The sequence below is a fragment of the Streptomyces sindenensis genome, assembly GCF_014649035.1.
GTDB lineage: Bacteria > Actinomycetota > Actinomycetes > Streptomycetales > Streptomycetaceae > Streptomyces > Streptomyces sindenensis.
Map to the genome: position 1 here is coordinate 59586 of NZ_BMSG01000018.1, position 25805 is coordinate 85390.

The window sequence follows — 25805 nt, forward strand, 5'->3', positions numbered from 1 at the left end:
CCACGGCCTACGGTTCGACGATCTGCACCGTCGGCGGCGTCCCGTTCCAGGTGCAGAACACCGAATACGTCGTGCCGTTCGTCCCGCCCCCGTCGCTGAAGTCCACCCGGATCCAGGCGTCGTTCGTCCACACCTGCATCGACCAGCCCGGCTCGGGCGTCGCCGAGACCAGCTTCGCCGACTCGGCGCCCAGCTCGAACACCACCCGGCCGCCGTCGGTCCGATAGCCCTTCACCCGGCCCGCGGCCTTCGCCGGAGTCGTCCGCGCGGGCGGCTTCGCCGACGGCGTACGCGTCGCGCTCGGGGCCGATTTCGAGGGGCCTGCGCCGCCGGTGCTCGGCGAGGCGGAGGCGGAGGGGGAGGGGGACGTCCGGTGCGTCGAGGAGACGAGCGGTGCCTCGGTGCTCCGCCCGAGGCGCTGAGGGGCCCCCGCCCCCACCGAGATCGGCACGGCGCGGGGCGGGTCGTACGCCGTCCCCGTCATGACCGTGTGCACACCCCACCACGAGAGCGTGACCGCCGCGCCGGTGGCGAGCGTCCACGCCAGCGCGTGTACGAGTCCTCGTTGCATCGGGCACATCCTGCACCACCCGGCCCGCTCCTGGAACCGCACGGTCCGCTCCGGCCCCCCCGGCAGGCCCGGCACGGACCGCCTCGAATGTGACGGCCAGGTGCACGGCGGTGGCGGCTCCCAGATCGGTCGCGCCGACGGGGCAAACGCCCTTCTCCGGCCTTTGCGGAGGATTCCGACGGGGCCGGGACCGGGCCCCTCGCCATGGCGTACGGTGCCGCCCATGGCAAGTGTGCTCGTGGTCGAGGACGACCAGTTCGTACGTTCCGCCCTCATCCGGCACCTCAGTGAGGCCTCCCACACCGTACGGAGCGTGGGCACCGCGCTCGAAGCGCTGCGCGAGGTCGCGCACTTCCGCTTCGACGTGGTCATCCTCGACCTCGGGCTGCCCGATCTGGACGGGGCGGAGGCGCTGAAGATGCTGCGGTCCATCACCGACGTCCCCGTCATCATCGCCACCGCCCGGGACGACGAGAGCGAGATCGTCCGGCTCCTCAACGACGGCGCCGACGACTACCTGACGAAACCGTTCTCCGTCGAACACCTCTCCGCCCGGATGGCCGCCGTGCTCCGCCGCTCGCGCGCCGCCGGGAGCGAGGCGCCGCCGCCCCGGATCATCCGCGTCGGCGGGCTCTCCATCGACCCGCTGCGCCGCAGCGCCGAACTGGACGGGGCCGAACTCGACCTGACCCGGCGCGAGTTCGACCTGCTCACCTTCCTGGCCGGGCGGCCCGGCGTGGTCGTCGCCCGCAAGGAGCTGCTGGCCGAGGTGTGGCAGCAGTCCTACGGCGACGACCAGACCATCGACGTCCATCTCTCCTGGCTGCGCCGCAAGCTCGGCGAGACCGCCGCCCGCCCGCGCTACCTGCACACCCTGCGCGGCGTCGGCGTGAAACTCCAGCCGCCGGCCGACGCCCCGGACGCCGGTGCGCCGGCCGCGGAGCCGCCCGCATGAGATGGGCCCTGGTCAAGGTCTGCCTGGCGGTCACCGCGATGGTCGTCATCGCCTTCGCCGTACCGCTCGGACTCGTCATCCGGGAGATGGCCGGCGACCGGGCCCTCTCCGACGCCGAACGCCAGGCCGGGACGATCGCCCCGACCCTCTCCATCACCACCGATCGCGAGGAGCTGACCCGGGCCGTCCTGTCCACCGAACCGGGCGACCGGGGCCACCTCGCCGTCCACGTCCCGGCCCCCGGGAAGGCGGCGGACGGAACCGGGGGCGAGGCGCTGGACATCGGCACCCGGCGCGCCACCCCCAAGGACGTCGAGACCGTGCGCAAGGCCGGGCGCGCCTCCCTCACCGAGGTCACCGGCGGGTTCGCGCTCCTCCAGCCGACCGCGCTGAGCACCGGCGAGATCGCCGTCGTCGAGGTGTTCGTCCCCGAGGGCGAGGTCTCCAACGGGGTCGCCACCGCCTGGCTGATGCTGGCGGGCGTCGGCGTCGCGCTGATCGTCGGCTCCGTCGCGGTCGCCGACCGGCTCGGCGTACGCATGGTGCAGCCCGCCCAGCGCCTCGCCGGGGCCGCCCAGGACCTGGGGGAGGGGCGCCTCGGCACCCGGGTCCCCGAGGAGGGGCCCACCGAACTGCGGTCCGCCGCCGTCGCGTTCAACTCCATGGCCGACCAGGTCGTCCAGCTCCTGGCCAACGAACGCGAGCTGGCCGCCGACCTCTCGCACCGGCTGCGCACCCCGCTCACCGTGCTCCGGCTGAACGCCGCGTCCCTCGGCGAGGGACCGGCGGCCGAACAGACCCGGGCGGCGGTCCAGCAGTTGGAGCACGAGGTCGACACGATCATCCGCACCGCCCGCGAACAGCGCCCACAGACCCAGGGCGGGCAGGCGGAGGCGGGCTGCGACGCCTCCGAGGTGATCCGCGAACGCATGGGCTTCTGGTCGGCGCTCGCCGAGGACGAGGGGCGCGAGGTGCGCCTCGCGGGAGTCGGCCGTACGGTACGCATCCCCGTCGCCCGGACCGAACTGGCGGCCGCGCTCGACGCGTTGCTCGGCAACGTCTTCCGCCACACCCCCGAGGGCACCGCCTTCGCCGTCGACGTCCACCACAGCGGCGACGCGGTCATCGTCCTCGTCTCCGACGCCGGCCCGGGGATCGACGACCCGAAGGCGGCCCTGGCCCGGGGCGCCAGCGGGCGCACCGGGGCGAGCGGCTCCGTCGGCTCCACCGGCCTCGGCCTGGACATCGTGCGCCGGGTCGCCGAGTCCACCGGCGGCGACCTGCGCATCGGCCGGTCCGTCCTCGGCGGCACCGAGGTCCGGATCTGGATCGGCCTGCACGGCAACCGTCCCGAGCGCGGCCGGCGTGGCCACGGCCGCCGGGTGGGCCGCCGGATCGGGTGGCGGGGGCGGAAGGGGGCCCGGACCACGACCGGTCCGGGGGCCCAGCATTAACCGGCTCCGATGCGTTCCTTAAGCGGAACCTAAGAACACCCACCCCTGTCCGTAACGCCCGCTTCGCCCGTTGCGCAGGCGCTAGCGTTCTTCCTGAAGCAACCCCGGGAAGTCGTCGAACCCCCACCTCCCCCGGGGCCCCCACGTCGGCCCCCGCCGCCACCGTTCGCCCCGGTGGCGGCGGGGACACCGGCTCCCCGACCGCCGTACCGGACAGGCAGCCCCCACCTCGGTACCGAACCTCCACACCCCCACCTCCGTACCGAACCCGCACACCCCCCACCGCGCGTCCCGGCCGGACCCCACCCCACCTCCGGCCGGGACGCGTTCCGCCCCGCGCACGACGAGGCGTCCTCAGACGCCGGACGGGCCGGCGGTGCCACCCGCCCGCCACTCCTGCGCGTACGCGTCGAAGATCGCCCGCAGATGGTGGCCGATCTTCAGATAGTCCAGGTCGTCCAGGTTGGCCAGCGACACCCGTACCGACCACTGAGGCCCGTCGAAGCCGCCGCCGTTGAGCAGGACGACCGAGGTCTGCTCGGCCAGCCGGAACAGCGGGTCGACCGGCTCGTAGTTCCGCTCCAGGAATTCGGCGAACGCCTTTCCGTGGACCCGCTCCGCCTCGGCCAGCAGATCCAGCTCGATGTAGTACGCCGCCCGCTTCGGATCCTCCGAGATCTTCATGTGCGCGCCCTCCAGCAGGAGTTCGAGCCGCTGCCGCACGATCGCCCGGATCCGGTGCTTGTATTCCTGCCCCTCGTCCAGCATGTCGAAGAGCGAGAACAGCGCCATCATCACCTGCTGCGGCAGGGAGAGCCCCGCCGTGTGGTTCAGCGCCACCTGCCGGGAGTCCGCCACCATCCGGTCGATGAACCGCATCTTCTGCGGCTCCAACGACAGCGAACCGTACCGCCTGTTGAGCTGCTCCTTCTGCTCCCGGTCCTGCTCGGCCAGCATCGCGTCGATCACGTTGTCGTCGTGCAGCGCGATCACCCCGAGCCGCCAGCCGGTCGCCCCGTAGTGCTTGGAGTAGGAGTAGACGAGGAGGGTGTTGCGCGGCAGGTCGGCCGCGAGCGAGCGGAAGCCCTCGACGAACGTCCCGTACACGTCGTCGGTCACGACGATCAGGTCGGGGTTGTGCTCGCTCACGACGGACACGATCTGCTCGGAGACCCGTGAGGAGAGCGCCAGCGAGGGCGGGTTGCTCGGATTCACGCAGCAGACCAGCTTGACCGAGGGGTCCGCGAGCTTCGCGATCTCCTCCTCCGGGTAGCGCCACTGCCGCACCCCGGTCTCGGTGAACAGGCTCGCCTCCACGTGCACCACGTCGAAGTCGTACGTGTCCAGCTCGGGGATCTCCAGGTACGGGGTGAACACCGGCACCATCAGGGCGATCCGGTCGCCCTTCTCCAGGATCCCGTTCTTCATCAGCGAGTCGAAGATGTAGCACATCGCCGCCGTGCCGCCCTCGGTCGCGAACAGGCTCAGCGTCTGCCCCTCGGGCGGCCGGTGGTCGAACATCTCGTCCGCGACATAGCCGCGCACGATCTCCTCGGTGTGGCGCAGGATCCGGTCCGGCACCGGGTAGTTGTCCCCGATCGAGGAGTCCGTCAGTTCGTGCAGGAACGCCTCCCGGTCGAAGCCGAACCGCTTCACCGCCAGGTCCACGCTCGCCTTCAGCAGCTCGATGCCCGGCAGCTCCGGATGCGTACGGACGAAGTGGTCGAAGCGCTCCGCGCACCCCGCCTCCTCCGGCATGCCGCCCAGGTTGTCGGCCGTCCACACCCGCCGGGACTCCGAGATCGCGAAGTAGCCGAGCGCGTGGTACGCCTCGCGGGGGCCGGTGGCGACCCAGTTCGGGTTGCCCCGGCCGGCGTTGAGCATGGCCCGGGTCGTCTTCCCCTTCTGGCCCGGCCGGTCGCTCTGCGCGTCCGTCGCGATCCGGATGAACGTGTCCTTCAGCTCGAAGGGGGAGAGCTGGGCGTAGGACCGGATCTGGTCACGGCTGAGTTTGGTCTTCGGCATGGTGCAGTCCGTTCCGTACGGGGCGGGGGCGCGAAGGGCGGTCACGTCAGGCCCCCAGGACGCCGACCAGGATCGGCCCGGTCAGCGGCAGCAGGAAGTTGGAGAGCGTGTACGTGATCGTGTAGCCGAGCAGCGGGACGGAGCTCTGGGCCACCTGGGTGATGGAGGTGATCGCCGGGGTCGAGCACTGCTGGCCGGCGATGGCGCCGATCAGGAGCGGTTTCTCGATCTTCAGCAGCTTGGTCCCGACGATCAGCGAGATCGTCGCCGGGACCAGCACCATGGCGATGCCCGCGAACGGCAGCAGCGCCCCGTACTCCTTCAGCAGCGGCCAGGCCTGCGGGCCCGCCGCCAGTCCCGTACAGGCGATGAAGACGGCAAGGCCCATGTCCTTGAGCGTGGTCGCGGCCTGCGGCGGGAACGCCCCGAAGGTCTGGCTGCGGGAGCGGAACCAGCCGAAGACCAGCCCCGAGACGAGACAGCCGCCGCCGGTGCCGAGCGACATCGGCACATCGCCGAGCCTGACGACGATCTGGCCGAGCAGCGAGCCCGCCACGATGCCGAAGCCGAGGTAGACGAAGTCGGTGGCGTCGTTCTTGACCACCGCGCCGAGCTTGGCGACCAGCCGGTTCAGTCCGCCGCGGGCGCCGACGAGGGTGAGGACGTCGCCCCGGGCGAGGACCGTCTCCCCGCTGGCGGGCAGATGCTGGTCGTTGCGGAGCACATCGGTGATGTACACGCCGTCCTTGCGGAACTCCGGGTGCCGCTTCTCCAGCCGGTCGATGGTCGCGCCGATCGTCTCCTTCTCGGTGACGGCGACCTGGCTGGTGGCCAGCGGGGCGTCGAGTCCCGGCACGGCCGGGGTCTCCGGGCCGATCTCCCGGCCCGCGTCGATGATCGCCGCCCGCTCCCCGACCACCTGGACCAGGTCGCTGAGCGTCAGTTCCAGGCCGGGGGAGGGGGTCAGCAGCTTGCTGCCGCGCTTGACGCCCTCGACGGTGATCCGGCCGCCCATGGCGCTCTGGAGGTCACCGACGGTCCGGCCGTCCGCCCGCGTCACCAGATACGTGCGGCCGACCATGCCGGGCAGCGCCTCGCGCTCGTCGGACTCCAGGCCGGCCTGCCCGCCGCGCATCTTCTCCCACAGCTCGCGCGAAGCGTCCGCCAGGTTGATGCGCAGCAGCATCGGCATGATCTGGCTGGTGAACAGCACGATGGTGATCAGGCCGAAGAGATAGCAGACCGTGTAGGCGGTGGCCACATGCCCCTGGTACTGGCTGATCTGCTCGGAGGTCAGATCGCTGAGCTTCCCGATCGCCTCGGAGGCCGTACCCACCACGGCGGACTCCGTGGCCGCGCCCGCGAGGATGCCGGAGGCCGTGCCCACGTCCAGGTCGAAGGCCTTGGCCAGCCCGAACGCGATGCCGAGGACACAGACCAGCTCGATCAGGCAGAGCGTGAAGAAGCGCAGGCTCCTGCGGTTCAGGTTGGCGAAGAACTGCGGCCCGGCCAGATATCCGAGCGAGAAGATGAACAGCGCGAAGAAGACCGTTTTGACGTCGTCGTCGACGCTGACGCGCCGCGTGCCGATCAGCAGCGACACGATCAGGGTGCCGCAGATACCGCCGAGCGTGATCGGGCCGACGCGGAGCTTGCCGACGAGATAGCCGGCCGCGAGGCAGAAGAAGAGAGCCAGTTCGGGATGGTCGCGCAGGACGCCCATCCTGTCTCACTCACCGGGGCTGGAGTCGGCGACCGGAATGATCAAAAGGCGCATAAGGGAGAAATTAACAGGGGCGGTGTCCACCGGCACCTCATTCGGCTCGGAGTGCCCCCGTTCACCTTCCGACGGGAGGGTCACCCAGGACCCCCTCCGTGACGCCCCGGACATCCCTTGGCAACGGAATCGTCTTCAACTCTTGACACCCACCCCCTGGAGGCAGCAACCTTCCGGCATCGATGCATGGGAGCGCTCCCATGCGCCATTGCCGGATCCCCGGAACAAGGAGCAGTGGAATGCGCATCACCCGCAGCGTTGCCGGTCGACGCCACAGAACCGCCCTCGTGGCCACCACCGGCCTCACGGTCTCAGCCCTCCTCCTCACCGGGTGCGGCGGCTCGTCCGACTCGGACAAGGGAGCCGACGCGAACGGCAACATCACGCTGACCGTCGCCGACTTCGGGCAGTTCGGCTACAAGGAGGCCGGGCTCTTCGAGAAGTACCACGAGCTGAACCCGAAGATCACGGTCAAGGAGGACACCACCGCCGAGGAGAAGAACTACTACCCCAAGCTCCTCCAGCAGCTGAACTCCGGCAGCGGTCTCGCCGACGTCCAGGGCATCGAGGTCGGCCGGATCAAGGAGATCGTCGACACCAAGGCGGACTCCTTCGCCGACCTCTCCAAGGTCATCGGCGTGGACGAGTGGGTCTCCTGGAAGGCGAAGCAGGCCACCGCCCCCAGCGGCGCGGTCATCGGCGCGGGGACCGACATCGGCCCCATGTCCCTCTGCTACAACCGCGAACTCTTCGAGAAGGCCGGGCTGCCCACCGAGCGGGACGAGGTGGCGAAGCTGACCGAGGGCGGCTGGGAGGCCTACCTCGCCCTCGGCGAGCAGTACAAGAAGAAGGCCCCCTCCGGCACGTACTTCATGGACTCCGCGAGCGCCATGTTCAACGCCGTGGTCAGCTCCAGCCCCGAGCAGTACTACGACGCGGACGGCAAGCCGGTCTACGAGACGAGCGCCAGCGTCCAGAAGGGCTGGGACCTCGCCGCCCAGGCCGCGTCCAAGAAGCTGACGCAGGGCCTGGCCCAGTTCGAGGACCAGTGGCAGGCGGCCCTGCGCAAGAGCACCGTGGCCACCGTCGTCTGCCCCGCCTGGATGGCCGGCCAGATCTCCACCTACGCCGGTGACGCCAACAAGGGCAAGTGGGACATCACCAGCGCCCCCGGCAACACCTCCGCCAACTGGGGCGGCTCCTTCCTCGCCGTCCCCAAGTCCGGGAAGAACGTGGACGAGGCCGCCAAGCTCGTCAAGTGGCTGACCGCCCCCGAGCAGCAGGCCGCCGTCTTCAAGGCGATCGGCGTCTTCCCGTCCAACAAGGGCGCGTACGAGCTGCCCGACGTGAAGAACGCGACCCTGCCGTACTTCAACAACGCCCCCATCGGCCAGATCTACGCCGACGGCGCGAAGTCCATCCCCGAGGCGGTCCTCGGCCCGAAGGACGGCGTGATCAAGGACTCCATCTCCACCCAGATCAACAACATGGAGCAGCGCGGCACCAGCCCCGACAAGGCCTGGGACGCGGCCGTCCGGACGATCGAGAAGGCCATCGGCTGACCTGATCCGGGCCCTCACCGCCCCCCGGGGCGGGCGGCAGCTGTCCCGCCCCCGCCCGCCCCGGCCCGCCCGCCCGACTCCCCAGCCGTCCCCAGGGAAGGACTCCCCGCCCGTGGCAACCTCGACCCCCACCCGGGACGCGGACGCGCAAGCGCCTCGCACATCGAAGAAGGAACCGACCGCCGAGCGGCGGCAGTTGTGGCGCAGCCGGCTGTGGCGGTTCGACGACAAGGCGTCCCCGTACGCCTACATCGCCCCGTTCTTCCTGATCTTCGGGGCCTTCGGCCTCTACCCGCTGCTCTACACCGGCTGGATCGCCCTGCACCGGGTCTCGATGACCGGCCTGGACTCGATGGAGTGGGTGGGCTGGGAGAACTTCGACAAGATCCTCAACGACCCCGAGTTCTGGACGTCGGTCAGCAACACCTTCCTGATCGGCGTCATCTCGACCGTCCCGCAGCTCCTGATGGCCCTGGGCCTCGCCCATCTCCTCAACTACCGTCTGCGGGCAAGTACGTTCTGGCGCACGATCATCCTCACCCCGTACGCCACCTCGGTCGCCTCGGCGGCCCTCGTCTTCGCCCTGGTGTTCCGGGCCGATGGCGGACTGCTCAACTGGACGCTCGGCCTCGTCGGCTTCGACCCGGTCAACTGGGCCAACGGGCACTGGACGTCCAAGCTCGCCATCTCGATCATCGTCATCTGGCGGTGGACCGGCTACAACGCGCTGATCTACCTGGCGGCCATGCAGGCGGTCCCCAACGACCTCTACGAAGCGGCCTCGTTGGACGGGGCGTCGCGCTGGCAGCAGTTCCGCAAGGTCACCATCCCCTCGCTGCGGCCGACGATCCTGTTCACCATCGTCATCTCCACCATCGGCTCCATGCAGCTCTTCGGTGAACCGCTGCTGCTGGAGGGCGGCGCGCTGGGCGCCACCGGCGGCAACGAGAACCAGTACGAGACGCTCAGCATCTACCTCTACAACTACGGCTGGAACCTCGGACATCTCGGCCCGGCCGCCGCCGTCGCCTGGGCGATGCTCGCCCTGCTGCTTCTCATCGCCGCGGCCAACTGGATCGTCGGCCGATTCTTCCGCACGTCCGCGGTCCGACCGGGAGCGCCCTCATGACCCTGACCAGCCCCACGCCGACCACCCCCGTGAAGCTCGCGCCGACTCCGAGGAGCGGCGGGCCCTCCCGTCCGAGCCGCTTCCGGATGGGGGCCGGACAGCACCTGAAGGGCGGCCCGTTCGCCTACGCCGCGCTCGCCGTCGTCGGCTTCGGCTCGCTGCTGCCGCTGTACTGGACCCTGGTCGCGGCCTCCCGCACCCAGGACGAGGTCCTCGCCTCCACCCCGCCGTTCTTCCCGGGCGGAAAGCTGTTCGCGAACCTCCAGACCGCCTGGGAGCAGGCCAACCTCGGCAAGGCGATCGTCAACAGCATCATCGTCTCGTCCTCGATCACCCTCGCCACGCTCTTCTTCTGCACGCTCGCCGGCTACGCGTTCGCCAAGATGCGCTTCCGGGGCCGCGGCTGGCTGATGACCGCGGTCATCGCCACCCTCACCATCCCCCCGCAGCTCAGCGTCGTCCCGCTGTTCATGATGATGTCCGGTCTCGGCTGGGGCGGTCAGCTCGAATCGGTGATCTTCCCGACCCTGGTGAGCGCGTTCGGCGTGTTCTTCATGCGCCAGTACCTGATCGAGGCCCTGCCGTACGAGCTGATCGAGGCGGCCAAGATCGACGGCGCGAACAACTTCCGCATCGTGCGCAGCGTGGTGCTGCCGGTGGCCCGGCCCGCGATGATGGTGCTCGGGATGCTCACCTTCGTCCAGGCGTGGAACGACTTCTTCTGGCCCTACCTGGCCCTCAACCAGCAGAACCCGACCCTTCAGGTGGCCCTCGGCCAGCTCAGCGCCTCCTACACCCCCGACCAGTCCATCGTGATGGCGGGCGCGCTGATCAGCACGCTGCCGCTGCTGGTGGTGTTCGTCCTCTTCGGCAAGAAGATCGTCGGCGGCATCATGTCCGGCGCGGTCAAGGGCTGACCTTCCCCCTGCTTTCCCTCTTCCTTCACCCCTCACCTTCCTCCAGGGAGCGCTCCCGCATGACAGCCGTCCGACCCGACACGGTCCCGCAGCAGGCATCCCCCGCCCAGGCCCCCTTCCCGACCGGCTTCCTGTGGGGCGCGGCCACCGCCGCCTACCAGGTGGAGGGCGCGGCCGCCGAACGTGGCCGCACCCCCTCCATCTGGGACACCTTCAGCCACACCCCCGGCAAGGTCCAGAACGGCGACACCGGGGACGTGGCCGCCGACCACTTCCACCGCTACCGCGACGACGTCGCCCTGATGAAGCGCCTCGGCCTCCAGGCGTACCGCTTCTCCGTCTCGTGGTCCCGGGTCCAGCCCACCGGCCGGGGCCCCGCGATCGAACGCGGCCTGGACTTCTACCGCTCGCTCGTCGACGAGCTGCTGGACGCCGGCATCAAGCCCGTCGCCACCCTCTACCACTGGGACCTGCCGCAGGAGCTGGAGGACGCGGGCGGCTGGCCCGAGCGGGCGACCGCCGAACGGTTCGCGGACTACGCGGCCATCATGGCCCGCGCGCTCGGCGACCGGGTCTCGATGTGGACGACGCTGAACGAGCCCTGGTGCTCGGCCTTCCTCGGCTACGGCTCCGGGGTGCACGCCCCCGGCCGCACCGAACCGGCCGCCGCGCTGCGGGCCGCCCACCACCTCAACCTCGCCCACGGCCGGGCGACCGAGGCGCTGCGCGCGAACCTCCCCGCTGCCGCGCAGACCTCGGTCACCCTCAACCTCCACCAGGTGCGCCCGCTGACCGACAGCGCGGCGGACGCGGACGCGGCCCGCCGGATCGACGCGGTCGGCAACCGGGTCTTCACCGGCCCGATGCTGAAGGGCGCCTACCCGGAGGACCTGCTGACCGACACCGAGCGCATCGTGAACTGGGCCGAGCTGATCCACGAGGGCGACCTCGCCGCCATCGCGGCCCCGATCGACGTCCTCGGCGTCAACTACTACACGCCCACCATCGTCTCGACCCCCGCCGACGGCTCCGGGGACACCCGCAACGACGGCCACGGCAGCAGCGACCACTCCCCGTGGCCCGGCTCCGAGCACGTGGCCTTCCACCTGGCCGAGGGCAAGCCGCGTACCGCCATGAACTGGTCGGTCGACCCGAACGGTCTGCACGCCCTTCTCATGGACGTCGCGCGCGAACACCCGGAGCTGCCGCTGATGGTCACCGAGAACGGGGCCGCCTTCGACGACGCCCCGGACGCGGACGGCCGGGTCCACGACCCCGAGCGGATCGCCTATCTGCACGGCCACCTGGAGGCGGTCCGCCGGGCGGTGGCCGACGGGGCCGATGTGCGGGGCTACTTCCTCTGGTCCCTGATGGACAACTTCGAGTGGGGCTACGGCTATGCGAAGCGCTTCGGCGCGGTGTACGTCGACTACGCGACCCAGCGCCGTACACCGAAGTCCAGCGCCCACTGGTACGGCGACGTGATCGCCCGTCACGCGCTGCCCCCGCAGGCCTGACGCTCCCGGGAACGGTGGGCCCGGTCGTCCCCGCGACCGGGCCCACCGCCGTTTCGCCACCCCCTTTGGGAGCGCTCCCAATACTCTGTCCGTAGGCTCGTCGAGGTGATCGAGCCAGGACTTGGATTGACGTTACGGCTGTGAGAAATTGACCGGGAACGGGGAGGCGGCCATGGCGGCAGCGCGAGTACGGAGCGGCGGGCGGCCCACGCTCGAAGAGGTGGCGGCACGGGCCGGCGTCGGCCGGGGCACCGCCTCGCGGGTCATCAACGGCTCGCCCCGGGTCAGCGACGCGACCCGGCAGGCGGTCGAGGCGGCCGTGGCCGAGCTGGGATACGTCCCCAACCGCGCCGCCCGCGCCCTGGCGGGCAACCGCACCGACGCCATCGCCCTGGTGGTGCCCGAGCCGGAGACCCGCTTCTTCGCCGAACCGTACTTCTCCGCCATAGTGCGCGGCGTCGGGGCCGCCCTGGCCGACACCGAGATGCAACTGCTCCTCACCCTCGTCGGCAACGACCGCGAGCGCCGCCGCCTCGCCCAGTACCTCACCGCCCACCGCGTCGACGGGGTCCTCCTGGTCGCCGTGCACGCGGACGACCCGCTGCCGGAACTCCTGGAGCAGCTGGGCATGCCGTGTGTGATCAGCGGCGCCCGGCACGCGGCCGAGACGCTGCCCTCGGTCGACTCCGACAACTTCGAGGGCGCGCGGGCCGCCGTGGAGCACCTGGTCTCCCGGGGCCGCCGCCAGGTGGCCACGATCACCGGCCGCCTGGAGGTGTACGGGGCCCAGCGCCGCCTGGACGGCTACCGCGCGGCGGTCGCCGCCGCCGGGCTGGCCCCCGACGAACGCCTCATCGCCCCCGCCGACTTCACCGAGGAGGGCGGCGCGGGGGCCATGCGCGACCTCCTGGCCCGCCGCCCCGGGCTGGACGCGGTCTTCGTCGCCTCCGACGTGATGGCCGCCGGTGCCCGCCAGGTCCTGCGCGAGGCGGACCGCCGCATCCCCGAGGACGTGGCCCTGGTCGGCTTCGACGACTCCGTCGTCGCCCGCCATATGCACCCGGCCCTCACCAGCGTCCGTCAGCCCATAGAGGAGATGGGCCGCCGCATGGCCCAGCTCCTCCTGGACGAGATCGCGGGCCGCGCCCCGGGCGACGAGCGCCCCTCGGTGGTCCTGCCCACGGAGCTGGTGGTCCGCGACTCGTCGTGACGCGGTGCCGGTACGCCGGGGCTCGCGCTCAGCGGCCGGTCACCGGCCGCCGTCGCCGGGGTGGTCGCCCGCTTCCAGCGCCAGGAGGTACTTCTTGGCGTCGACCCCGCCCGCGTATCCGGTGAGCGTTCCCGTCGATCCCACGACGCGGTGGCAGGGCAGCACCACGCACAGGGGGTTCGCGCCGAGCGCGGTGCCCACGGCCCGGGCGGCGCGCGGCCGGTCCAGCGCCCGGGCCAGCGCGCCGTACGTCGCCGTACTCCCGTACGGGACGAACGCCTCCAGGCTCGACACCGTCTCCCGGCTGAACGGAGTGGCCAGGCACAGGTCCAGCGGGAGGCCGAACGAGCGCAGCCGCCCGGTGAGATACGCGTCCAGCTGGGCGCCGGCCTCGTCGAGGACGGCCCGGCGCGCACCCGCGCCGTCCTGACCGTCCTGTCCGGCCTGACCGTCCTGTCCGGCCTCCCGCAGACCGGCACGGGCGAGCCGGCTCCGGACCACGGCCAGGGGCTGGAAGCCGCAGTAGACCAGCGCGTCCGCGGTGGCGGCGAGTCTCAGGTCGCCGAGAGGGGTCGGGAGGACGGTGAGCGACACGGCGCTCGTGCCGGTCCGTCCGGCTGCGGAAGCGCTCCTGGGCATGGTGGGTACTCCGTGGGTCGTCGGGGGTGGTGCCGGCCCGGCCGGGCCGGGTCAGGCAGCGACCGGGCGGCAGCTCTTGCACGCCCGGTAGCCCGCACGGTGGGCGTCCCTGGCCGTACGGAACGGGACGCGGTGCGCCGGGGTGATCCGCCGGGCGTGCGCGCAGGTGGGATGGCAGTAGATATGGGTGGTGTCGCTGCCGAGGAGCGTGTCGCCGCCCCGGGCCCACTGCCGCACCGTGACCATGTCGATGCCCTCCGCGCCGCGCAGCGCGTCACCGGCCTCGCGGGCGTACGCCGCGTCGCACGGCGTGCCGTCGTCGTGGGTCGCGCGGTGGCACGGGACGAGCACGGTCGCCGGGTTCCTCGCGAGGGAGCGGACCACCGCCCGCGCGTCCGGCCCCGGTGGCAGCCCCGCCTCCCGCGCGATCCAGCTGACGGGGCGCAGCTGGCCCGGCGGAATGGAGCGCACCGCCTCCAGCACGGCACGTTCGTCCACGGGCAGCCCCGACAGGTCGATCGCCAGGTGCCGGGCCCGGCCGGTGCGCAGGGCCGGCCGCAGACCGGCCGGCGCCCGGTCGGTGGGGATCGCGGAGCGGCCGACGCGACGGCGGTGCGACTCCTCGAACCACTGCGGCGTCAGACGCTCCCGCCCCGGGCCGTGCCGGGCCTCCAGCTCGGCGCCCGTGACGGCCTCCGGACCGAAGGCGACGAACAGCCCGCCCGCGGCCGTCTCCAGGCGTACGTACGTGTCGTAGCGGCTCCGCGAGATGCCCGCGCGCCGCAGGACCCGCAGGGCGAAGTCCTCCGGAGTGGTCGCTCCACGCGGACCCAGGGCGGCCAGCCGGAGCCCCAGGTCGCCGGACGAGGAGAAGGCCTCCTCGTTGTCGTGGTTCACATCGCCACATCCTTCCGCACCGCTTCCTGCGGTTCGAGCAGCCGGCGCAGGTGACGCAGACCTCGGGACACCTGTGCCTTCGCCGTGCCCACCGGGCACCCCTGCACCTGAGCCATCTCCCCGTAGCTCAGGCCCATCACATGCCGGAGCACCACCGGTACGCGGTAGATCTCCGGCAGCTGGGACAACGCCTCGACCAGCCTGCCGCGGTCCTCCGCCGTCGCGGCCCGCTCCTCGGGCCCGGGCCTCCCGTCGCTCCACAGGTCTTCCGCGTCCTCCACCCGCATCGCCGAGACCGGGCGCCGCACGCTGGTGCGCACGTGGTTGCGCCACACGTTGGCCGCGATGGTCAGCAGCCACGCCCGCGGCAGCAGGGCCCTCCGGCGGTCGCCGGAGTAGCCCCGCAGCGCCGTGTAGGCACGCAGGAACGTGTCCTGTCCCAGGTCGTCCGCCTCCGCGGCGGACCCGGTCACCCGCAACAGGAAGATGTGAACCACTTGCGCGTGGATCCGGACCAGCTCGGTGAAACCGCCGTCCAGATCCGTGGCGAGTAATTCGGTCAGCTGCTTCGCCTCGTCGTCCATCACTGAGGAAACACCGTCCCGATGAAGAGGGTTGCCAGGGTGGCGAAGCCGCGGGCCCGGAGCGGCCGTGGAGTGCTCACACGATCCGGGGGGTGAGCGCCGGAACGTCCAGTTCGGGGGCGCCGGACTTGATGGCCTCGTAGAGGTCCTGCATGCGCGGGGTGGGCTCTATGCCGAGGGTGTCCCGCAGCGCGCTGCTCAGCATGTGGTGGACGGTGACCGCCCGCGGCCGGTACCCTGACCGGTGCAGGGCGAGCATGTACTGGGCGTGGATGTTCTCGTGCGTCGGGTGCTGGACGGCCAGGGCGGCGAGTTCGTCCAGGAGCTCACGGTGCCGGCCGACCCGCAGGTCCGCCTCGATGCGGCGTTCGAGCACGCACTTGCGTGTCTCCTCCAGCTCGACCAGATGGGTCCGGCTGAGGGGGCCCGTCCGCACGTCCTGGAGCGCGGGGCCCCGCCACAGGGCGAGGGCTTCGGAGAACCGGTCGGACGCCTGCTGGAAGCGGCCCGCCGCCGCGGCCTCCTGGCCGAGCCGGTCCATGTACGCGAAACGGAACCGGTCGAAGGAGTGCGGTGCGACATTCAGTTGGTAGCCGTGGTTCTGGGTGACCAGGGTCCGGCCGTGGACTTCGGCCGCTGTGCAGCGGAGGGCCTGTCTTATGTGGAGTACGTAGGTCTGGAGCGTGGACATCGAACTCTTCGGAGGATGGGAGTCCCATAACTCCTTGATGCAGTCGCTGGCCCGCACCATGCGGTTCGCGTTGAGCATCAGGAAGGCGAGCAGCTGGCGCGGCTTCGGCGCGCTCGGGGTCAGGTCGACCCGGCCGCTGACCAGCACCAACGAACCTAAAACGCCCATTTCCATTGCCTTCTCCGTATCTTCGGGAGACTCAGGTACTCGCGATGGCCGACGTTAGGTACCCGGTTTCGGGCACGTCAATTCCATGGAAACGAATCGAGCCGTTCTGAGCCGGCCGCCGTCGGGGTGTTGCCCCGGCGACGGCCGGCAACTCACGCGCGCACGCAGGCCAGCCGCTCCTCGATCTCCGACGCGGCTGTCGGCCCGTACGCCTGTCCGATCCCGTGGAGGAGGCCGGCCAGGGAAAGCGTGTACTCCTGCGGCCCCACCGCTTCGAGCGCCGTGGTGGCCATCGCGCAGCCGAACTGGGCGGCGCGCTCGTACGGCCAGTGCCAGCCCACGCCCGCCAGGAACCCGGCGCGGAAGGCGTCGCCCACCCCGGTCGGGTCGGCCGGCCTCTCGGTGGGGACGGCGGGGATCCGCAGGGCCGGCCCGCCGGTGCGCGCGACGGTGGCGCCGTCGGCACCCCGGGTGGTGATCCAGGTGCCGACCCGGGCGAGGACGTCGCGGTGGGACCAGCCGCTCCGCTTCAGGAGCAGGGCGGCCTCGTACTCGTTGGTGAAGAGGAAACGCGCCCCGTCCACGAGGCGGCGGGTCTCCTTCCCGTCCAGGCGGGCGAGTTGCTGGGAGGGGTCGGCGGCGAAGTCGAGCCCCAGCCGGCGGCACTCGTCGGTGTGGCGGCGCATCGCCTCGGGGTCGTTGGGCGCGATCACCACCAGGTCGATGCCGCCGACCCGGCGCGCGGTCGAGGCGAGGGTGATCTCCCGGGCCTCGGCCATCGCGCCGGAGTAGAAGGCGGCGATCTGGTTCTGGTCGGCGTCCGTCGTGCAAACGAAGCGCGCGGTGTGCAGCGACTCGCTGATCCGCACCAGCTCGGTGTCCACGCCGTTGTCGTGCAGCCAGGCCCGGTAGCCCGCGAAGTCCGCGCCGACCGCGCCGGCCAGCACCGGGCCCAGGCCCAGCCGGCCGAGGGCGACGGCGATGTTGGCGGCGGAACCGCCCCGGCGGATCTCCAGCGAGTCGGCGAGGAAGGACAGCGAGACCCGGGCCGGGTGCTCGCTGACCAGCTGATCGGCGAAGCGTCCGGGGAAGACCATCAGATGGTCGGTGGCGATGGAACCGGTCACGGCGATGCGCACGGCGGCTTCTCCTTGGACCTCGCGATGCGGTGCGTCGGGAAGGGGTCGGGAACGGAAAGGGCTGGTGGGGCTGCCGGGTGCCCCGCAGGTCAGGCCGGACCGGCGGGACGCTCCAGCGCCCGGTCGACCAGCGGGCCGGCCGCCCCGGTGTAGCCGAGCGGATCCAGCAGGACCGACAGCTCCCGGGGGTCCAGGCACGCCGCCACCCCGGGAAGCGCGGCGAGCACCTCCGCCAGCGGGCGGCCGGTGTGCCGGGCCGTCGCGGAGGCCTCGGCCAGCAGTTCCTGGGCCCGGCTTCGGCCCAGCCCCGACGCCAGCGCGGCGGCGACCCGTTCGGAGGCCATCTGGCTCCCGGTCAGCCGCAGGTTGCCGCGCATGCGTTCCGGCCTGACCACGAGCCCTTCGGCGAGTTCGACGGCGGTGTGGGCCGCACCGCCGGCCAGCCGCAGACAGGCGCGCAGCAGCGGCCACTCCGCGTGCCAGACACCCGCCGAGCGCTCGTCCTCGGCGAGCATGCACTGGGTCAGCCCGGCCGCGAGCGCCGGAACCTGGAGCGCCGCGCTGCGGATCAGAGTGGCGAGAACCGGATTGCGTTTGTGCGGCATGGCCGACGAGCGGCCCCGGCCCGCTACGGCCGGTTCGGCCACCTCGTCGACCTCGGTGCGGACCATCGACTGCACATCGACGGCGATCTTCCCGAGCGCGCCCGTGGTGAAGGCGAGCGCGGCGGCCAGGTCCGCGACCGGCGTACGCAGGGAGTGCCACGGCGTCCTCTGCCGCGCCAGGCCGGTCTCCGCCGCGAACGCGCCGTTCAGGGCGTCGAGATACCCACCGCGATCGAGCCCGGCGGATGTGCCGCCCGCCGCCGCGATCGCCGCGTACTCCAGATAGCCGGCCAGGGTGCCCGCCGCGCCGCCCAGCGACACGGGCAGCCCGCCCGCCAGCACCCCGGCCACGCGGTCGGCCGCGTCGAGCACCAGATCGCGCCAGCCTGCGGCCTTGAGGCCGAACGTGGTCGGCACCGCGTGCAGGGCCAGGGTCCGGCCGGCCATCGGCGTGTCCCGGTGCGCGGCGGCCAGCTCGTACAGCGCGTCGGCGGTGCGCCGCAGATCGGCCAGAAGCAGTCGCGCCACCCGGGCGGACACCAGCATCGCGCCGGTGTCGAAGACGTCCTGGCTCGTCGAGCCGCGGTGCACGTACTCGGCGGCGGCCGGGTCGCTCAGTGCCACCAGCCGGGTCAGCTCGCGCACCAGCGGCACGACGGGGTTCGCCGTCTCCCGCGCGGCCAGCGCCAGCGCCCGTACGTCGAAGAGTTCGGCCCGCGCCGTTTCGGTGATGACGGCCGCCGCGCCGGGCGGCACGGTGCCCAGCGTCGACTGCGCGCGGGCCAGGGCCGCTTCGGCGTCCAGCATGGCCTGGAGCCACGCCCGGTCGTCGACGGCCGCCTCGACGGGGGTGCCCGCGCACACCGGAACGAGCAGTCCGGCGTCCGGTCCCGGCTCGGCCGCCGTCATGCCAGCGCCTGCGAGAAGTCGCTGTCCTCGGCCGGAGCGTCCGCCGCGCCGCCCGCCGGCTCCAGCCGGAGCACCGTCCGGGCCAGGGCGTCCGCGTCCCCCAGGATCGCCGAGTTGACGCCCGGCCGGATGCCCGCCGCGGTCACCCAGTGGACGGCCTCGGTGGGCACGCCGTACGCGAACCGGCGCGGATGGGCCCGCCCCTCGGCGTCCACCACCCGGTAGGGCCGCTCGGTGACGGCCAGGCCGCCCGTCTCGTACCGCGTGCCGCAGGCCCCGTCGATGCGGTAGGGGCTCGCCTGACCGGTGGCCATCAGATAGGCCAGCAGCGGGTCGCGGGTACGCCGCACGTCCGGCTCGGGCAGCCGGGCCTCGATCAGCACGGCGGCCCGCACCGGTGGTCCGCCCACCCGGTCGGAGGCCGCCACGAAGGACGCCCCGCCTCCGGATTCCTGGCTTCCGCTCTCGATGACCACGCTCATCCCGGGCCCCAGGACGTCCAGGACCCCGGCCTCCAGCAGCGCGATCATCTCCTCGATGCGCGAGAGGGGCGGGCCGATCGACAGGAACGCGTTGAGCGGCGTGTACCAGCCCTGGAGGTCGTCGCGGTAGGAGTTGCCCTCGACGCGGCCGTGGTCCACCGCGATCCGTATCTCGTTGCGCAGGTCCCGCAACACGTCCAGCGCGGCCTTCAGCGGCCCGCTCACATTGCCCGCACGGGCCTGGCTGACATCCCGGGCCAGGTGCCCGAGCAGCCAGTCGCGGAAGTCGTCCCGGCCGGCGAACACCCGGTCGCCGTAGGGCCGGGAGATCCTCTCCCAGTCCCAGCGATCGCCGGGAGCGACGGCGTACGCGTCGAGCAGCTCCTGTTCGGCCCGGCCCGGGGGAGCCGCCAGATAGCGGGCGGTGAACTCCTCGACCCCCGGCCGGCCCCCGGACCAGGCCCCCGGCCGCTCGCCCCGCGCGCGCAACAGAGCGGTGTAATACACGCTCTCCACCTCCTTCGCGATCAACGGCCACAGGTCGGTGCCGAAGTGCAGACGCTCACCGTCCACGGCACGCCGGTGCAGCCGGGCGATCGCCTCCTCGGTGAGGAGCACCGGCAGATGGCGGCCGTGCGCGCCCTTCTCGTTCTCGCCGCGCGCGTGGTACGGGACGCCGCGCCGGGAACCCGCGTACAGGCGCGGCTCACGGCCCGAGGGCCGGTAGACCAGACGGGGGCCGGAGCGTTCGAAGCGTCCGCCCCGGCCGAGCGTGAGGAGCGCCATGTGGTCGAAGAAGTTCAGCCCGAGACCGCGCAGCAGCACGGCCTCGCCGGGCCGGACGGCGGACAGGTCCACGTCCGCGGGGTTGGCCGGCAGGATGTGGACGAGGCCGCGCGCCCGCGATTCGCGGGCCAGGCGTTCCTCGACCGGCGAGTTCTCGGCCGGGACATGGCCCTGGGCGAGCACCACGGCGTCCAGGCCGGTGATGCGGGTGCCGTCCGCGAGGGTGAGCGTCTGCGCCTCGGAGTCCGTGCTGTCGTCGAGCGCGACGGCGAGGGACCGGTGCGTCACGACGCGGACGTGGCCGGGGGCCGTCGCCACCGTACGGTCGAAGGCCTCCTCCAGATAGCGGCCGTACAGCGCCCGGCTGGGGTACGAGTCCGGGCCGAGGGACGCCGCCTCGGCCAGGAACCCGGCCTCACGGCCGGACGCGGCCGACCGCGGACTCCCGTTCTCCGCGAGGGAGACGGCCCACTCGTACAGACTCGGCCCGGCCCGGACCGGCCCCTCCATCGCCACGCTGGCGTCGGTGTGCGCGGTGACCTGCGAGGCCACCGTGTTCATCAGCAGATGCGGTGACTGGTCGGTCCGCCAGACCCGCCCGGGCCCGGGTCTGGCCCGGTCCACGACGTGAACGGTCACCGCCGTGCGGGCGGCGGTCTGCCGTTCGTTGGCGCAGATCCTCTCCAGCACGGCCAGGCCGCGGGGCCCGGCACCGACAATGCAGACTGCGAGGTGCCCGCTGCTCATCCGGATTCTCCGTTACGTCTCGAAGGGGCCGCACAGTCGGTCCGCCGGGCCGGGCCTCCAAGGTCCTGTCGTCGAACTGCCGTCGTCGCGCGGCAGGCGGCAGTTCGACGACAGGGCCTAGGCCGGGGCGGCGACCAGGAGGCTGGTCTCCAGTGCGAGGGGGTGCACGGACTCCGTCCGGAACCCGGCCGCGCCGAGTACGGCCGCGTAGCCCGGCCCGGTCCGCTCCCGGCCGCCGGCCGCCATCAGCAGATGGAGGTCCCACAGCAGCGGCAGCAGGTGCGATCCGTCCTCGGGGATGACCCGCTCGACGATCAGCAGCCGCGCGGAGTCGGGCATGGCCCGGCGGACGGTGGACAGCAGCCGTACGCAGTGCTCGTCGTCCCAGTCCTGGAGGACCCGCGAGAGCAGATAGACGTCGGCGCCGCCCGGCACCTCGTGGAAGATGTCGCCGCCCCGTGTCGCGTAGCGGCCGGGGCCGACGGCCTCGTCGAGGTACCGGGTGGCGATCGGCAGCATGTGCGGCTGGTCGAAGAGGACGCCGTGCACCCCGGGGTGGGCCCGCAACACCGTCGCCAGCAGCGATCCGCTGCCGCCGGCCACGTCCACGACGGTCCTCGCCCCGCCGAAGTCGAAGGCGTCCAGGACGTCGGGGAAGAACACGTTGCCCGCGTTCATCGCCCGCTGGAACTTCGGCCCCGCGCTCGGCTCGTCGCGCAAGTACGCGTGCAGCGTGGTCCCGAAGGCGTGGGCGAACCCGGACGTGCCGCTGCGGACGGCGGGGACCACCGCCCCCCAGGCCCGGTGGAACTCCTCGCCGTAGATGCGGACCATGTCGCTCATGGACTGGTCGGCGCCCTCGCGCAGGCACTCGCTGACGGCGGTCGGACGGTAGCCGTCGCGCCCGTTGCCCCCGAAGACCTCCATGGCCGTCAGCAGCCGCATCAGCCGTGTGACGGCGTCCTCGTCGGCTCCGGCCGCCGCCGCCAGCTTCTCGTCGGTGAGGTGTCCGGCGGCGATGTGGTCGGCGAGGCCCAACGCCACGGCCGCGTACAGGGCTTGGGACTGCCAGGCGCCGGTGACGATGTCGATGACCCGGCGGGCTGCGCTCCGGTCGGCCATGGGGGAGGGCCTTTCTGTGGGACGGGACGGTGAAGGGCCGTTCGGAGGGGTCAGCCGGTGTGCGCGGAACCGTCGGCCACGGCCACGGCGCCGGTGGGCGGCTCGTGGAGCAGTCGGCGGTGCTTCTCGCGCAGCCGGCGCTTGAGGACCTTGCCGGTCACCCCGACCGGCAGTTCGTCCCGTCCGGCGGCCAGCACCAGGCCGTGCAGCCGGGCCAGGCCCGCCCGGTCCAGGGCCTCGTTGCAGACCCGCAGCACATCCGCGGGCACCCGCTCGACGTCGTCGGCGTGGTAGACGACCGCGACGGGCACCGACGCGTCCGCCGGGCCGGGGCCGTCGACGGCCACCACCGCCGCGTCCAGCGCCCCGGTGGTCAGCAGGACGACCTCTTCCAGCGGAAGGCTGTAGACCTCGCCGTCGGCGGACTTGATGACGTCGGGGGTGCGGTCCAGGTGGTACCAGCGCCCCTCGGTGTCCCGGCGCACGATGTCACCCGTGAGGAAGTAGCCGTCGACCAGCGATTCCTCGTTCAGCCGGGGGTCGTCCCAGTAGCCGGGCGTGACGCTGGGGGTGCGGACCCCCAGGCGCCCGGCCTGACCGGCGGGCGCCTCGCGGCCCGACGCGTCCAGCACGGCCGCGCCGCGCACCACCCGGGCCGGGGTGCCGATCAGTCGTCCGTACCGCGAAGTCTGCGCCGTGTAGGCCTGCTTGAAGAGGACCATGCCCATCTCGGAGGAGCCGAGCCCGTCCAGGTAGACGGAGCCCGCGGTCCTCTTCGCCCCGTGGCCCCGGCTGCCGAGTGCGACCAGCGGACGGACATGGCGTTCGTGCGAGGCGTCGCCCATGCCGTTCCAGAGCCGGATGTGCTGGGCCGCCTCCGGACGGATCCGGTCGGCGTCGATCTCGGCGAGCGTCAGCGGGAAGCCGAGCACGGTGCTGGGGTGGAAGGCGTTGATGGCCCGGACGACCTTCTCGCCGTCGGCGTTGTCCAGGATCAGGGTGGGGATGCCGAGCAGGATCGCCATGCTCAGGTAGCTGATGCCGGCCGAGTGGCTGTGCGGCAGGGCGGTCAGCAGCCGGTCGGAGCGCAGCGACGGGAAGGTCCACAGCCGCTCCCGCTTGCCGACGAAGAACGAACCGTGGTGGAACACCGGCGCCTTGGGCCGCCCGGTGGTGCCCGACGAGTGGGAGATCATCACGAGGTCGTCGGCGGAGTGCCGGTGCGGGAACCCGGGCAGCGGCCGCGCGGGGAAGCGGGCGGTCGCGTCCAGGACGTGGATGTCCTGGAGCCGGGGCGTGTCCTTCGCCCCGGCGGCCTCCCACGCCTCGGCGCACGCGTCCAGCAACACGGTGTCGCCGACCACAAGTTGTGACTCGGTGCGCAGGAAGTACTCGGCCGCGGTGGCCGGTTCCATCCGCGGATTGCAGTGCACGGCCGCCGCGCCCAGTCCGGTGAGGGCGATGTGGTGGATCAGTCCGAACAGCCCGTGCCCGGTGATGACGCCGACGTGGCTGCCGGCCGTCACCCCCCGCGCGCGGTACCAGTTCGCGTACCGGATCGCGGCGACGCGGATGTCGTCGAGGGACAGGCCGACCAGCTTCTCCTCCGACCAGGAGGGGGAGGCCACGTCGGGGTGGAAGAGCAGCGGCCGGTCGCGGTCGGACGCGACCTTCCAGGCATGCCAGAAGAAGTTCCCGGCGCCCAGCCCGCGGTCGGCGAAAAGCCGCAGGCGCTGGGCCGGGGACCGGTGTGTACCGAAGAGGAACATAGAACTACCTCTCGCTCCGCAGGGAGAGCCGCATTATGGAGGGCGGTGTTCCGGGGTGCCCGGTGGACGATTGCCACCCCGGCCCTGGGAAGTCTGTGAGATCCTTCTAAAGATTCGGTCCACGGACGCGATTTCGCAGGTCGTCAGGTAATCGGCAGTACCGGTGCCGGGTGATCTCGCTCCATCCTTCAGGCACCGCTGGGAGTCTGTCCGACGGCAGTTGGGCAAAGGCCCTGAGCATAACCACCGTGCAAGGACGCATTCGTACGGCGCATTCGCCGTACGCACCGGGACTACGGCTGGAGGATTGCCGGATGGAGCGATCGTCGACGACCTCGATCGTCATTGTGGGGGGCGGTCCCGTCGGACTCCTGCTCGCTCTCCTCCTCGACCGGTACGGCGTCGGGTCGGTGGTCCTCAACTCCGGGGAATCGGTGCCGGACACACCGCGGGGCAGCACGCACAACGCCCGCACCATGGAGCACTACCGGACCCTGGGCCTCGCCGACCGCGTCCGGGCCCTGGGCCTTCCCGCCGGGCACGACGCCGGGATCTCCTTCTCCACCCGGTACGGCGGCCACGGCCTGTGCCTGCTGCCGTGGCCCGGCTCCGGACAGGTGCGGGCGCGGACGGCCACGGCGGCCCGCACCGACCAGGTGCCGGAACCGATGCACCGGGCCAACCAGATGTACGTGGAGCGCCTGCTGCTCGACCACGCCCGCACCCGTCCCCGTATCACCCTCGGCTTCGGCACCACGGTCACCGGCCTCGAACAGCGGGCGGACCGGGTCGTGGTGAGCGCCGAGGGTCCCGCGGGCCCGCGTACCTGGCACGCCCGGTACGCGGTCGGCGCGGACGGCGGCCGCAGCTTCGTCCGGCGGCGCCTCGGCATCTCGTACAGCGGGCAGGGCGCCCTCGACCAGGATGTCCTCGGCCGCCGGGCGACCGCCGCGCACCTGCGTGTCCCCACCCTGTACGGGGAGTTCCTCGGGGACCGCGCGGCCTGGAGCAACTGGGTCTTCAACGGCGAACTGGCGCTCAATCTGATCGCTCTCAACGGCGTGGACGAGTTCTTCCTGCTGACCAGCTCCGTGGACCCGGACACGGTGGACGCCCCGGAGCTGGTGCGGCTCGTGCGGCGGGCGGCGGGCGCCGACCTGCCGGTGGAGGTGCTCGGCCACCGGCCCTGGACGGCCGGGGCGGCCCTGGTCGCCGAGCGGTTCTCCGACGGCCGGGTCCTGCTGGCGGGCGACGCCGCCCATCTGTTCACGCCCAACGGCGGCTTCGGCATGAACACCGGCGTCGACGACGCCGCCAACCTCGCGTGGAAGCTGGCCGCCGCCGTCCAGGGCTGGGCGGGCCCGCGCCTGCTCGACTCCTACGAGGCAGAACGCCGGCCGGTCGCGCTGCGCAACACCGCCGCCGCCCGCGAACTGGCCGTCGGCCTCGGCGCGATCGAGCGGCCCGCCGCCCTGGAGGACGACTCGGCCGAGGGCCGGGCCGCCCGGGAGAAGACCGGGCTGGCGCTCGCCGAGTACGGCCGACGCACCCTGGACACGCTGGGCGTCCAGCTCGGGGCGCGCTACGACGGCTCGCCGGTCATCGACGCGGGCGGCGGCACCCCGCCCCCGGACGCGTTCGTCTCGTACACCCCCTCCGCCGTACCCGGCGGCCGGGCGCCGCACCTCTGGCTCGACGACGTACACGGCCCCGGCAGCTCGCTCTTCGACCGGTTCGGTACCGGCTTCACCCTGCTGCGGGTGGGCGACCGGGTGGCGGACTCCGGCGCCCTGGCCCGCGCCGCGCGGGACCGCGGGGTGCCGCTCACCCGGCTGGACCTCCCCGACGGGGCGGCGCGCGAGCTGTACGGGCCGGGGCTGGTGCTCGTCCGGCCCGACGGGCATGTGGCCTGGCGCGGCGAGCGGCCGCCCGCCGATCCCGGAACCCTGCTGGATCTGGTGACGGGGCATGGCCGGCGTGAAGCGTTCTGGTGAATTCCGCTGAAATCCGGTCCGGAGCGGGCTGATCGCGCCGCGCCCACGTTTGTTGAAACACGGAAATATTCTCGGGAAACACGGCGGAACGGCCTCCGCGTACCGACCGCAGAGGTTTTCGCTACGACCACTTACGGGATGATCTCCCGGCGGCCG

The 25805-nt window shown here is 72.2% G+C and carries 20 protein-coding genes; 8 read left to right on the forward strand and 12 right to left on the reverse strand.

The window, feature by feature from the left end:
• Window positions 1–7: 7 nt before the first annotated feature.
• A complete protein-coding gene (locus tag IE145_RS20115) occupies window positions 8–571 on the reverse strand; it encodes a hypothetical protein (RefSeq protein ID WP_189526803.1) in 564 nt (187 codons plus the stop codon).
• Window positions 572–794: 223 nt separating this feature from the next.
• Between IE145_RS20115 and IE145_RS20120 the strand changes: the two genes are divergently transcribed.
• Window positions 795–1526: a response regulator transcription factor gene (locus IE145_RS20120; protein WP_189526804.1), complete on the forward strand. Its 732-nt coding sequence runs from the start codon at window positions 795–797 to the stop codon at window positions 1524–1526.
• Window positions 1523–2980 carry a sensor histidine kinase gene (locus IE145_RS20125; protein WP_189526805.1) on the forward strand — a complete coding sequence of 486 codons (1458 nt, stop codon included), beginning with the start codon at window positions 1523–1525 and terminating at the stop codon, window positions 2978–2980. The genes IE145_RS20120 and IE145_RS20125 overlap by 4 nt, the downstream gene beginning before the upstream one ends.
• 354 nt (window positions 2981–3334) lie before the next feature.
• Here IE145_RS20125 and IE145_RS20130 read toward each other — a convergent pair whose 3' ends face one another.
• Together IE145_RS20130 and aspT are read right to left on the reverse strand one after the other, a co-directional pair.
• Entirely contained in the window at window positions 3335–5005 is a 1671-nt protein-coding gene (locus IE145_RS20130) for a bifunctional aspartate transaminase/aspartate 4-decarboxylase (protein WP_189526806.1), read from the reverse strand.
• A 46-nt stretch (window positions 5006–5051) separates the two neighbouring features.
• Window positions 5052–6728 (reverse strand): aspartate-alanine antiporter, encoded by a 1677-nt coding sequence (gene aspT, locus IE145_RS20135; protein WP_189526807.1) that lies wholly within the window; start codon window positions 6726–6728, stop codon window positions 5052–5054.
• A 293-nt stretch (window positions 6729–7021) separates the two neighbouring features.
• On the opposite strand from aspT, the gene IE145_RS20140 reads away from it, so the two are divergent.
• The 5 genes from IE145_RS20140 (at window position 7022) to IE145_RS20160 (ending at window position 13117) form a co-directional block, all read left to right on the forward strand.
• Window positions 7022–8344: an ABC transporter substrate-binding protein gene (locus tag IE145_RS20140; protein WP_189526809.1), complete on the forward strand. Its 1323-nt coding sequence runs from the start codon at window positions 7022–7024 to the stop codon at window positions 8342–8344.
• 112 nt (window positions 8345–8456) lie between these two features.
• Entirely contained in the window at window positions 8457–9473 is a 1017-nt protein-coding gene (locus tag IE145_RS20145; RefSeq protein ID WP_189526811.1) for a carbohydrate ABC transporter permease, read from the forward strand.
• Window positions 9470–10390, forward strand: coding sequence for a carbohydrate ABC transporter permease (locus IE145_RS20150; RefSeq protein WP_189526813.1), 921 nt, complete (start codon window positions 9470–9472; stop codon window positions 10388–10390). Before IE145_RS20145 ends, IE145_RS20150 begins: the two co-directional genes overlap by 4 nt.
• 59 nt (window positions 10391–10449) lie before the next feature.
• The gene (locus IE145_RS20155; RefSeq protein WP_189526815.1) at window positions 10450–11907 is read left to right on the forward strand and encodes a GH1 family beta-glucosidase; all 1458 of its coding nucleotides are present in this window, start codon (window positions 10450–10452) and stop codon (window positions 11905–11907) included.
• A gap of 172 nt (window positions 11908–12079) precedes the next feature.
• The gene (locus tag IE145_RS20160; RefSeq protein WP_189526817.1) at window positions 12080–13117 is read left to right on the forward strand and encodes a LacI family DNA-binding transcriptional regulator; all 1038 of its coding nucleotides are present in this window, start codon (window positions 12080–12082) and stop codon (window positions 13115–13117) included.
• Between the two features lie 39 nt (window positions 13118–13156).
• On the opposite strand, the gene IE145_RS20165 is transcribed toward IE145_RS20160, so the two are convergent.
• The 9 genes from IE145_RS20165 to IE145_RS20205 form a co-directional block, all read right to left on the reverse strand.
• Window positions 13157–13756 carry a methylated-DNA--[protein]-cysteine S-methyltransferase gene (locus IE145_RS20165; protein ID WP_229825693.1) on the reverse strand — a complete coding sequence of 200 codons (600 nt, stop codon included), beginning with the start codon at window positions 13754–13756 and terminating at the stop codon, window positions 13157–13159.
• A 51-nt stretch (window positions 13757–13807) separates the two neighbouring features.
• A complete protein-coding gene (locus IE145_RS20170; RefSeq protein ID WP_189526819.1) occupies window positions 13808–14653 on the reverse strand; it encodes an MGMT family protein in 846 nt (281 codons plus the stop codon).
• The gene (locus tag IE145_RS20175; protein WP_189526821.1) at window positions 14650–15237 is read right to left on the reverse strand and encodes an RNA polymerase sigma factor; all 588 of its coding nucleotides are present in this window, start codon (window positions 15235–15237) and stop codon (window positions 14650–14652) included. Before IE145_RS20175 ends, IE145_RS20170 begins: the two co-directional genes overlap by 4 nt.
• Before the next feature lie 76 nt (window positions 15238–15313).
• On the reverse strand, window positions 15314–16102 hold the full coding sequence (locus IE145_RS20180) for an AfsR/SARP family transcriptional regulator (protein WP_189526823.1): 789 nt from the start codon (window positions 16100–16102) through the stop codon (window positions 15314–15316).
• A 146-nt stretch (window positions 16103–16248) separates the two neighbouring features.
• A complete protein-coding gene (locus tag IE145_RS20185) occupies window positions 16249–17235 on the reverse strand; it encodes a carbohydrate kinase family protein (protein ID WP_189526825.1) in 987 nt (328 codons plus the stop codon).
• Between the two features lie 89 nt (window positions 17236–17324).
• Window positions 17325–18749 (reverse strand): nitrosuccinate lyase, encoded by a 1425-nt coding sequence (locus tag IE145_RS20190; protein WP_189526827.1) that lies wholly within the window; start codon window positions 18747–18749, stop codon window positions 17325–17327.
• Complete coding sequence (locus IE145_RS20195) at window positions 18746–20764, reverse strand: FAD/NAD(P)-binding protein (RefSeq protein ID WP_189526829.1); 2019 nt, start codon at window positions 20762–20764, stop codon at window positions 18746–18748. The genes IE145_RS20190 and IE145_RS20195 overlap by 4 nt, the downstream gene beginning before the upstream one ends.
• A 117-nt stretch (window positions 20765–20881) precedes the next feature.
• Window positions 20882–21886: a methyltransferase gene (locus IE145_RS20200; RefSeq protein WP_189526831.1), complete on the reverse strand. Its 1005-nt coding sequence runs from the start codon at window positions 21884–21886 to the stop codon at window positions 20882–20884.
• Between the two features lie 50 nt (window positions 21887–21936).
• Window positions 21937–23655: a class I adenylate-forming enzyme family protein gene (locus IE145_RS20205; RefSeq protein WP_189526833.1), complete on the reverse strand. Its 1719-nt coding sequence runs from the start codon at window positions 23653–23655 to the stop codon at window positions 21937–21939.
• Between the two features lie 314 nt (window positions 23656–23969).
• On the opposite strand from IE145_RS20205, the gene IE145_RS20210 reads away from it, so the two are divergent.
• A complete protein-coding gene (locus IE145_RS20210; protein WP_189526835.1) occupies window positions 23970–25649 on the forward strand; it encodes an FAD-dependent monooxygenase in 1680 nt (559 codons plus the stop codon).
• Window positions 25650–25805: the final 156 nt, after the last annotated feature.

Excerpts from the sequence above, each read along its gene's own strand:
- IE145_RS20115 (WP_189526803.1), bottom strand. The coding sequence starts at position 571 with ATGCAACGAGGACTCGTACACGCGCTGGCGTGGACGCTCGCCACCGGC.
- IE145_RS20120 (WP_189526804.1), top strand. The coding sequence starts at position 795 with ATGGCAAGTGTGCTCGTGGTCGAGGACGACCAGTTCGTACGTTCCGCC.
- IE145_RS20125 (WP_189526805.1), top strand. The coding sequence starts at position 1,523 with ATGAGATGGGCCCTGGTCAAGGTCTGCCTGGCGGTCACCGCGATGGTC.
- IE145_RS20130 (WP_189526806.1), bottom strand. The coding sequence starts at position 5,005 with ATGCCGAAGACCAAACTCAGCCGTGACCAGATCCGGTCCTACGCCCAG.
- aspT (WP_189526807.1), bottom strand. The coding sequence starts at position 6,728 with ATGGGCGTCCTGCGCGACCATCCCGAACTGGCTCTCTTCTTCTGCCTC.
- IE145_RS20140 (WP_189526809.1), top strand. The coding sequence starts at position 7,022 with ATGCGCATCACCCGCAGCGTTGCCGGTCGACGCCACAGAACCGCCCTC.
- IE145_RS20150 (WP_189526813.1), top strand. The coding sequence starts at position 9,470 with ATGACCCTGACCAGCCCCACGCCGACCACCCCCGTGAAGCTCGCGCCG.
- IE145_RS20155 (WP_189526815.1), top strand. The coding sequence starts at position 10,450 with ATGACAGCCGTCCGACCCGACACGGTCCCGCAGCAGGCATCCCCCGCC.
- IE145_RS20160 (WP_189526817.1), top strand. The coding sequence starts at position 12,080 with ATGGCGGCAGCGCGAGTACGGAGCGGCGGGCGGCCCACGCTCGAAGAG.
- IE145_RS20165 (WP_229825693.1), bottom strand. The coding sequence starts at position 13,756 with ATGCCCAGGAGCGCTTCCGCAGCCGGACGGACCGGCACGAGCGCCGTG.
- IE145_RS20175 (WP_189526821.1), bottom strand. The coding sequence starts at position 15,237 with ATGGACGACGAGGCGAAGCAGCTGACCGAATTACTCGCCACGGATCTG.
- IE145_RS20180 (WP_189526823.1), bottom strand. The coding sequence starts at position 16,102 with ATGGAAATGGGCGTTTTAGGTTCGTTGGTGCTGGTCAGCGGCCGGGTC.
- IE145_RS20190 (WP_189526827.1), bottom strand. The coding sequence starts at position 18,749 with ATGACGGCGGCCGAGCCGGGACCGGACGCCGGACTGCTCGTTCCGGTG.
- IE145_RS20195 (WP_189526829.1), bottom strand. The coding sequence starts at position 20,764 with ATGAGCAGCGGGCACCTCGCAGTCTGCATTGTCGGTGCCGGGCCCCGC.
- IE145_RS20200 (WP_189526831.1), bottom strand. The coding sequence starts at position 21,886 with ATGGCCGACCGGAGCGCAGCCCGCCGGGTCATCGACATCGTCACCGGC.
- IE145_RS20205 (WP_189526833.1), bottom strand. The coding sequence starts at position 23,655 with ATGTTCCTCTTCGGTACACACCGGTCCCCGGCCCAGCGCCTGCGGCTT.
- IE145_RS20210 (WP_189526835.1), top strand. The coding sequence starts at position 23,970 with ATGGAGCGATCGTCGACGACCTCGATCGTCATTGTGGGGGGCGGTCCC.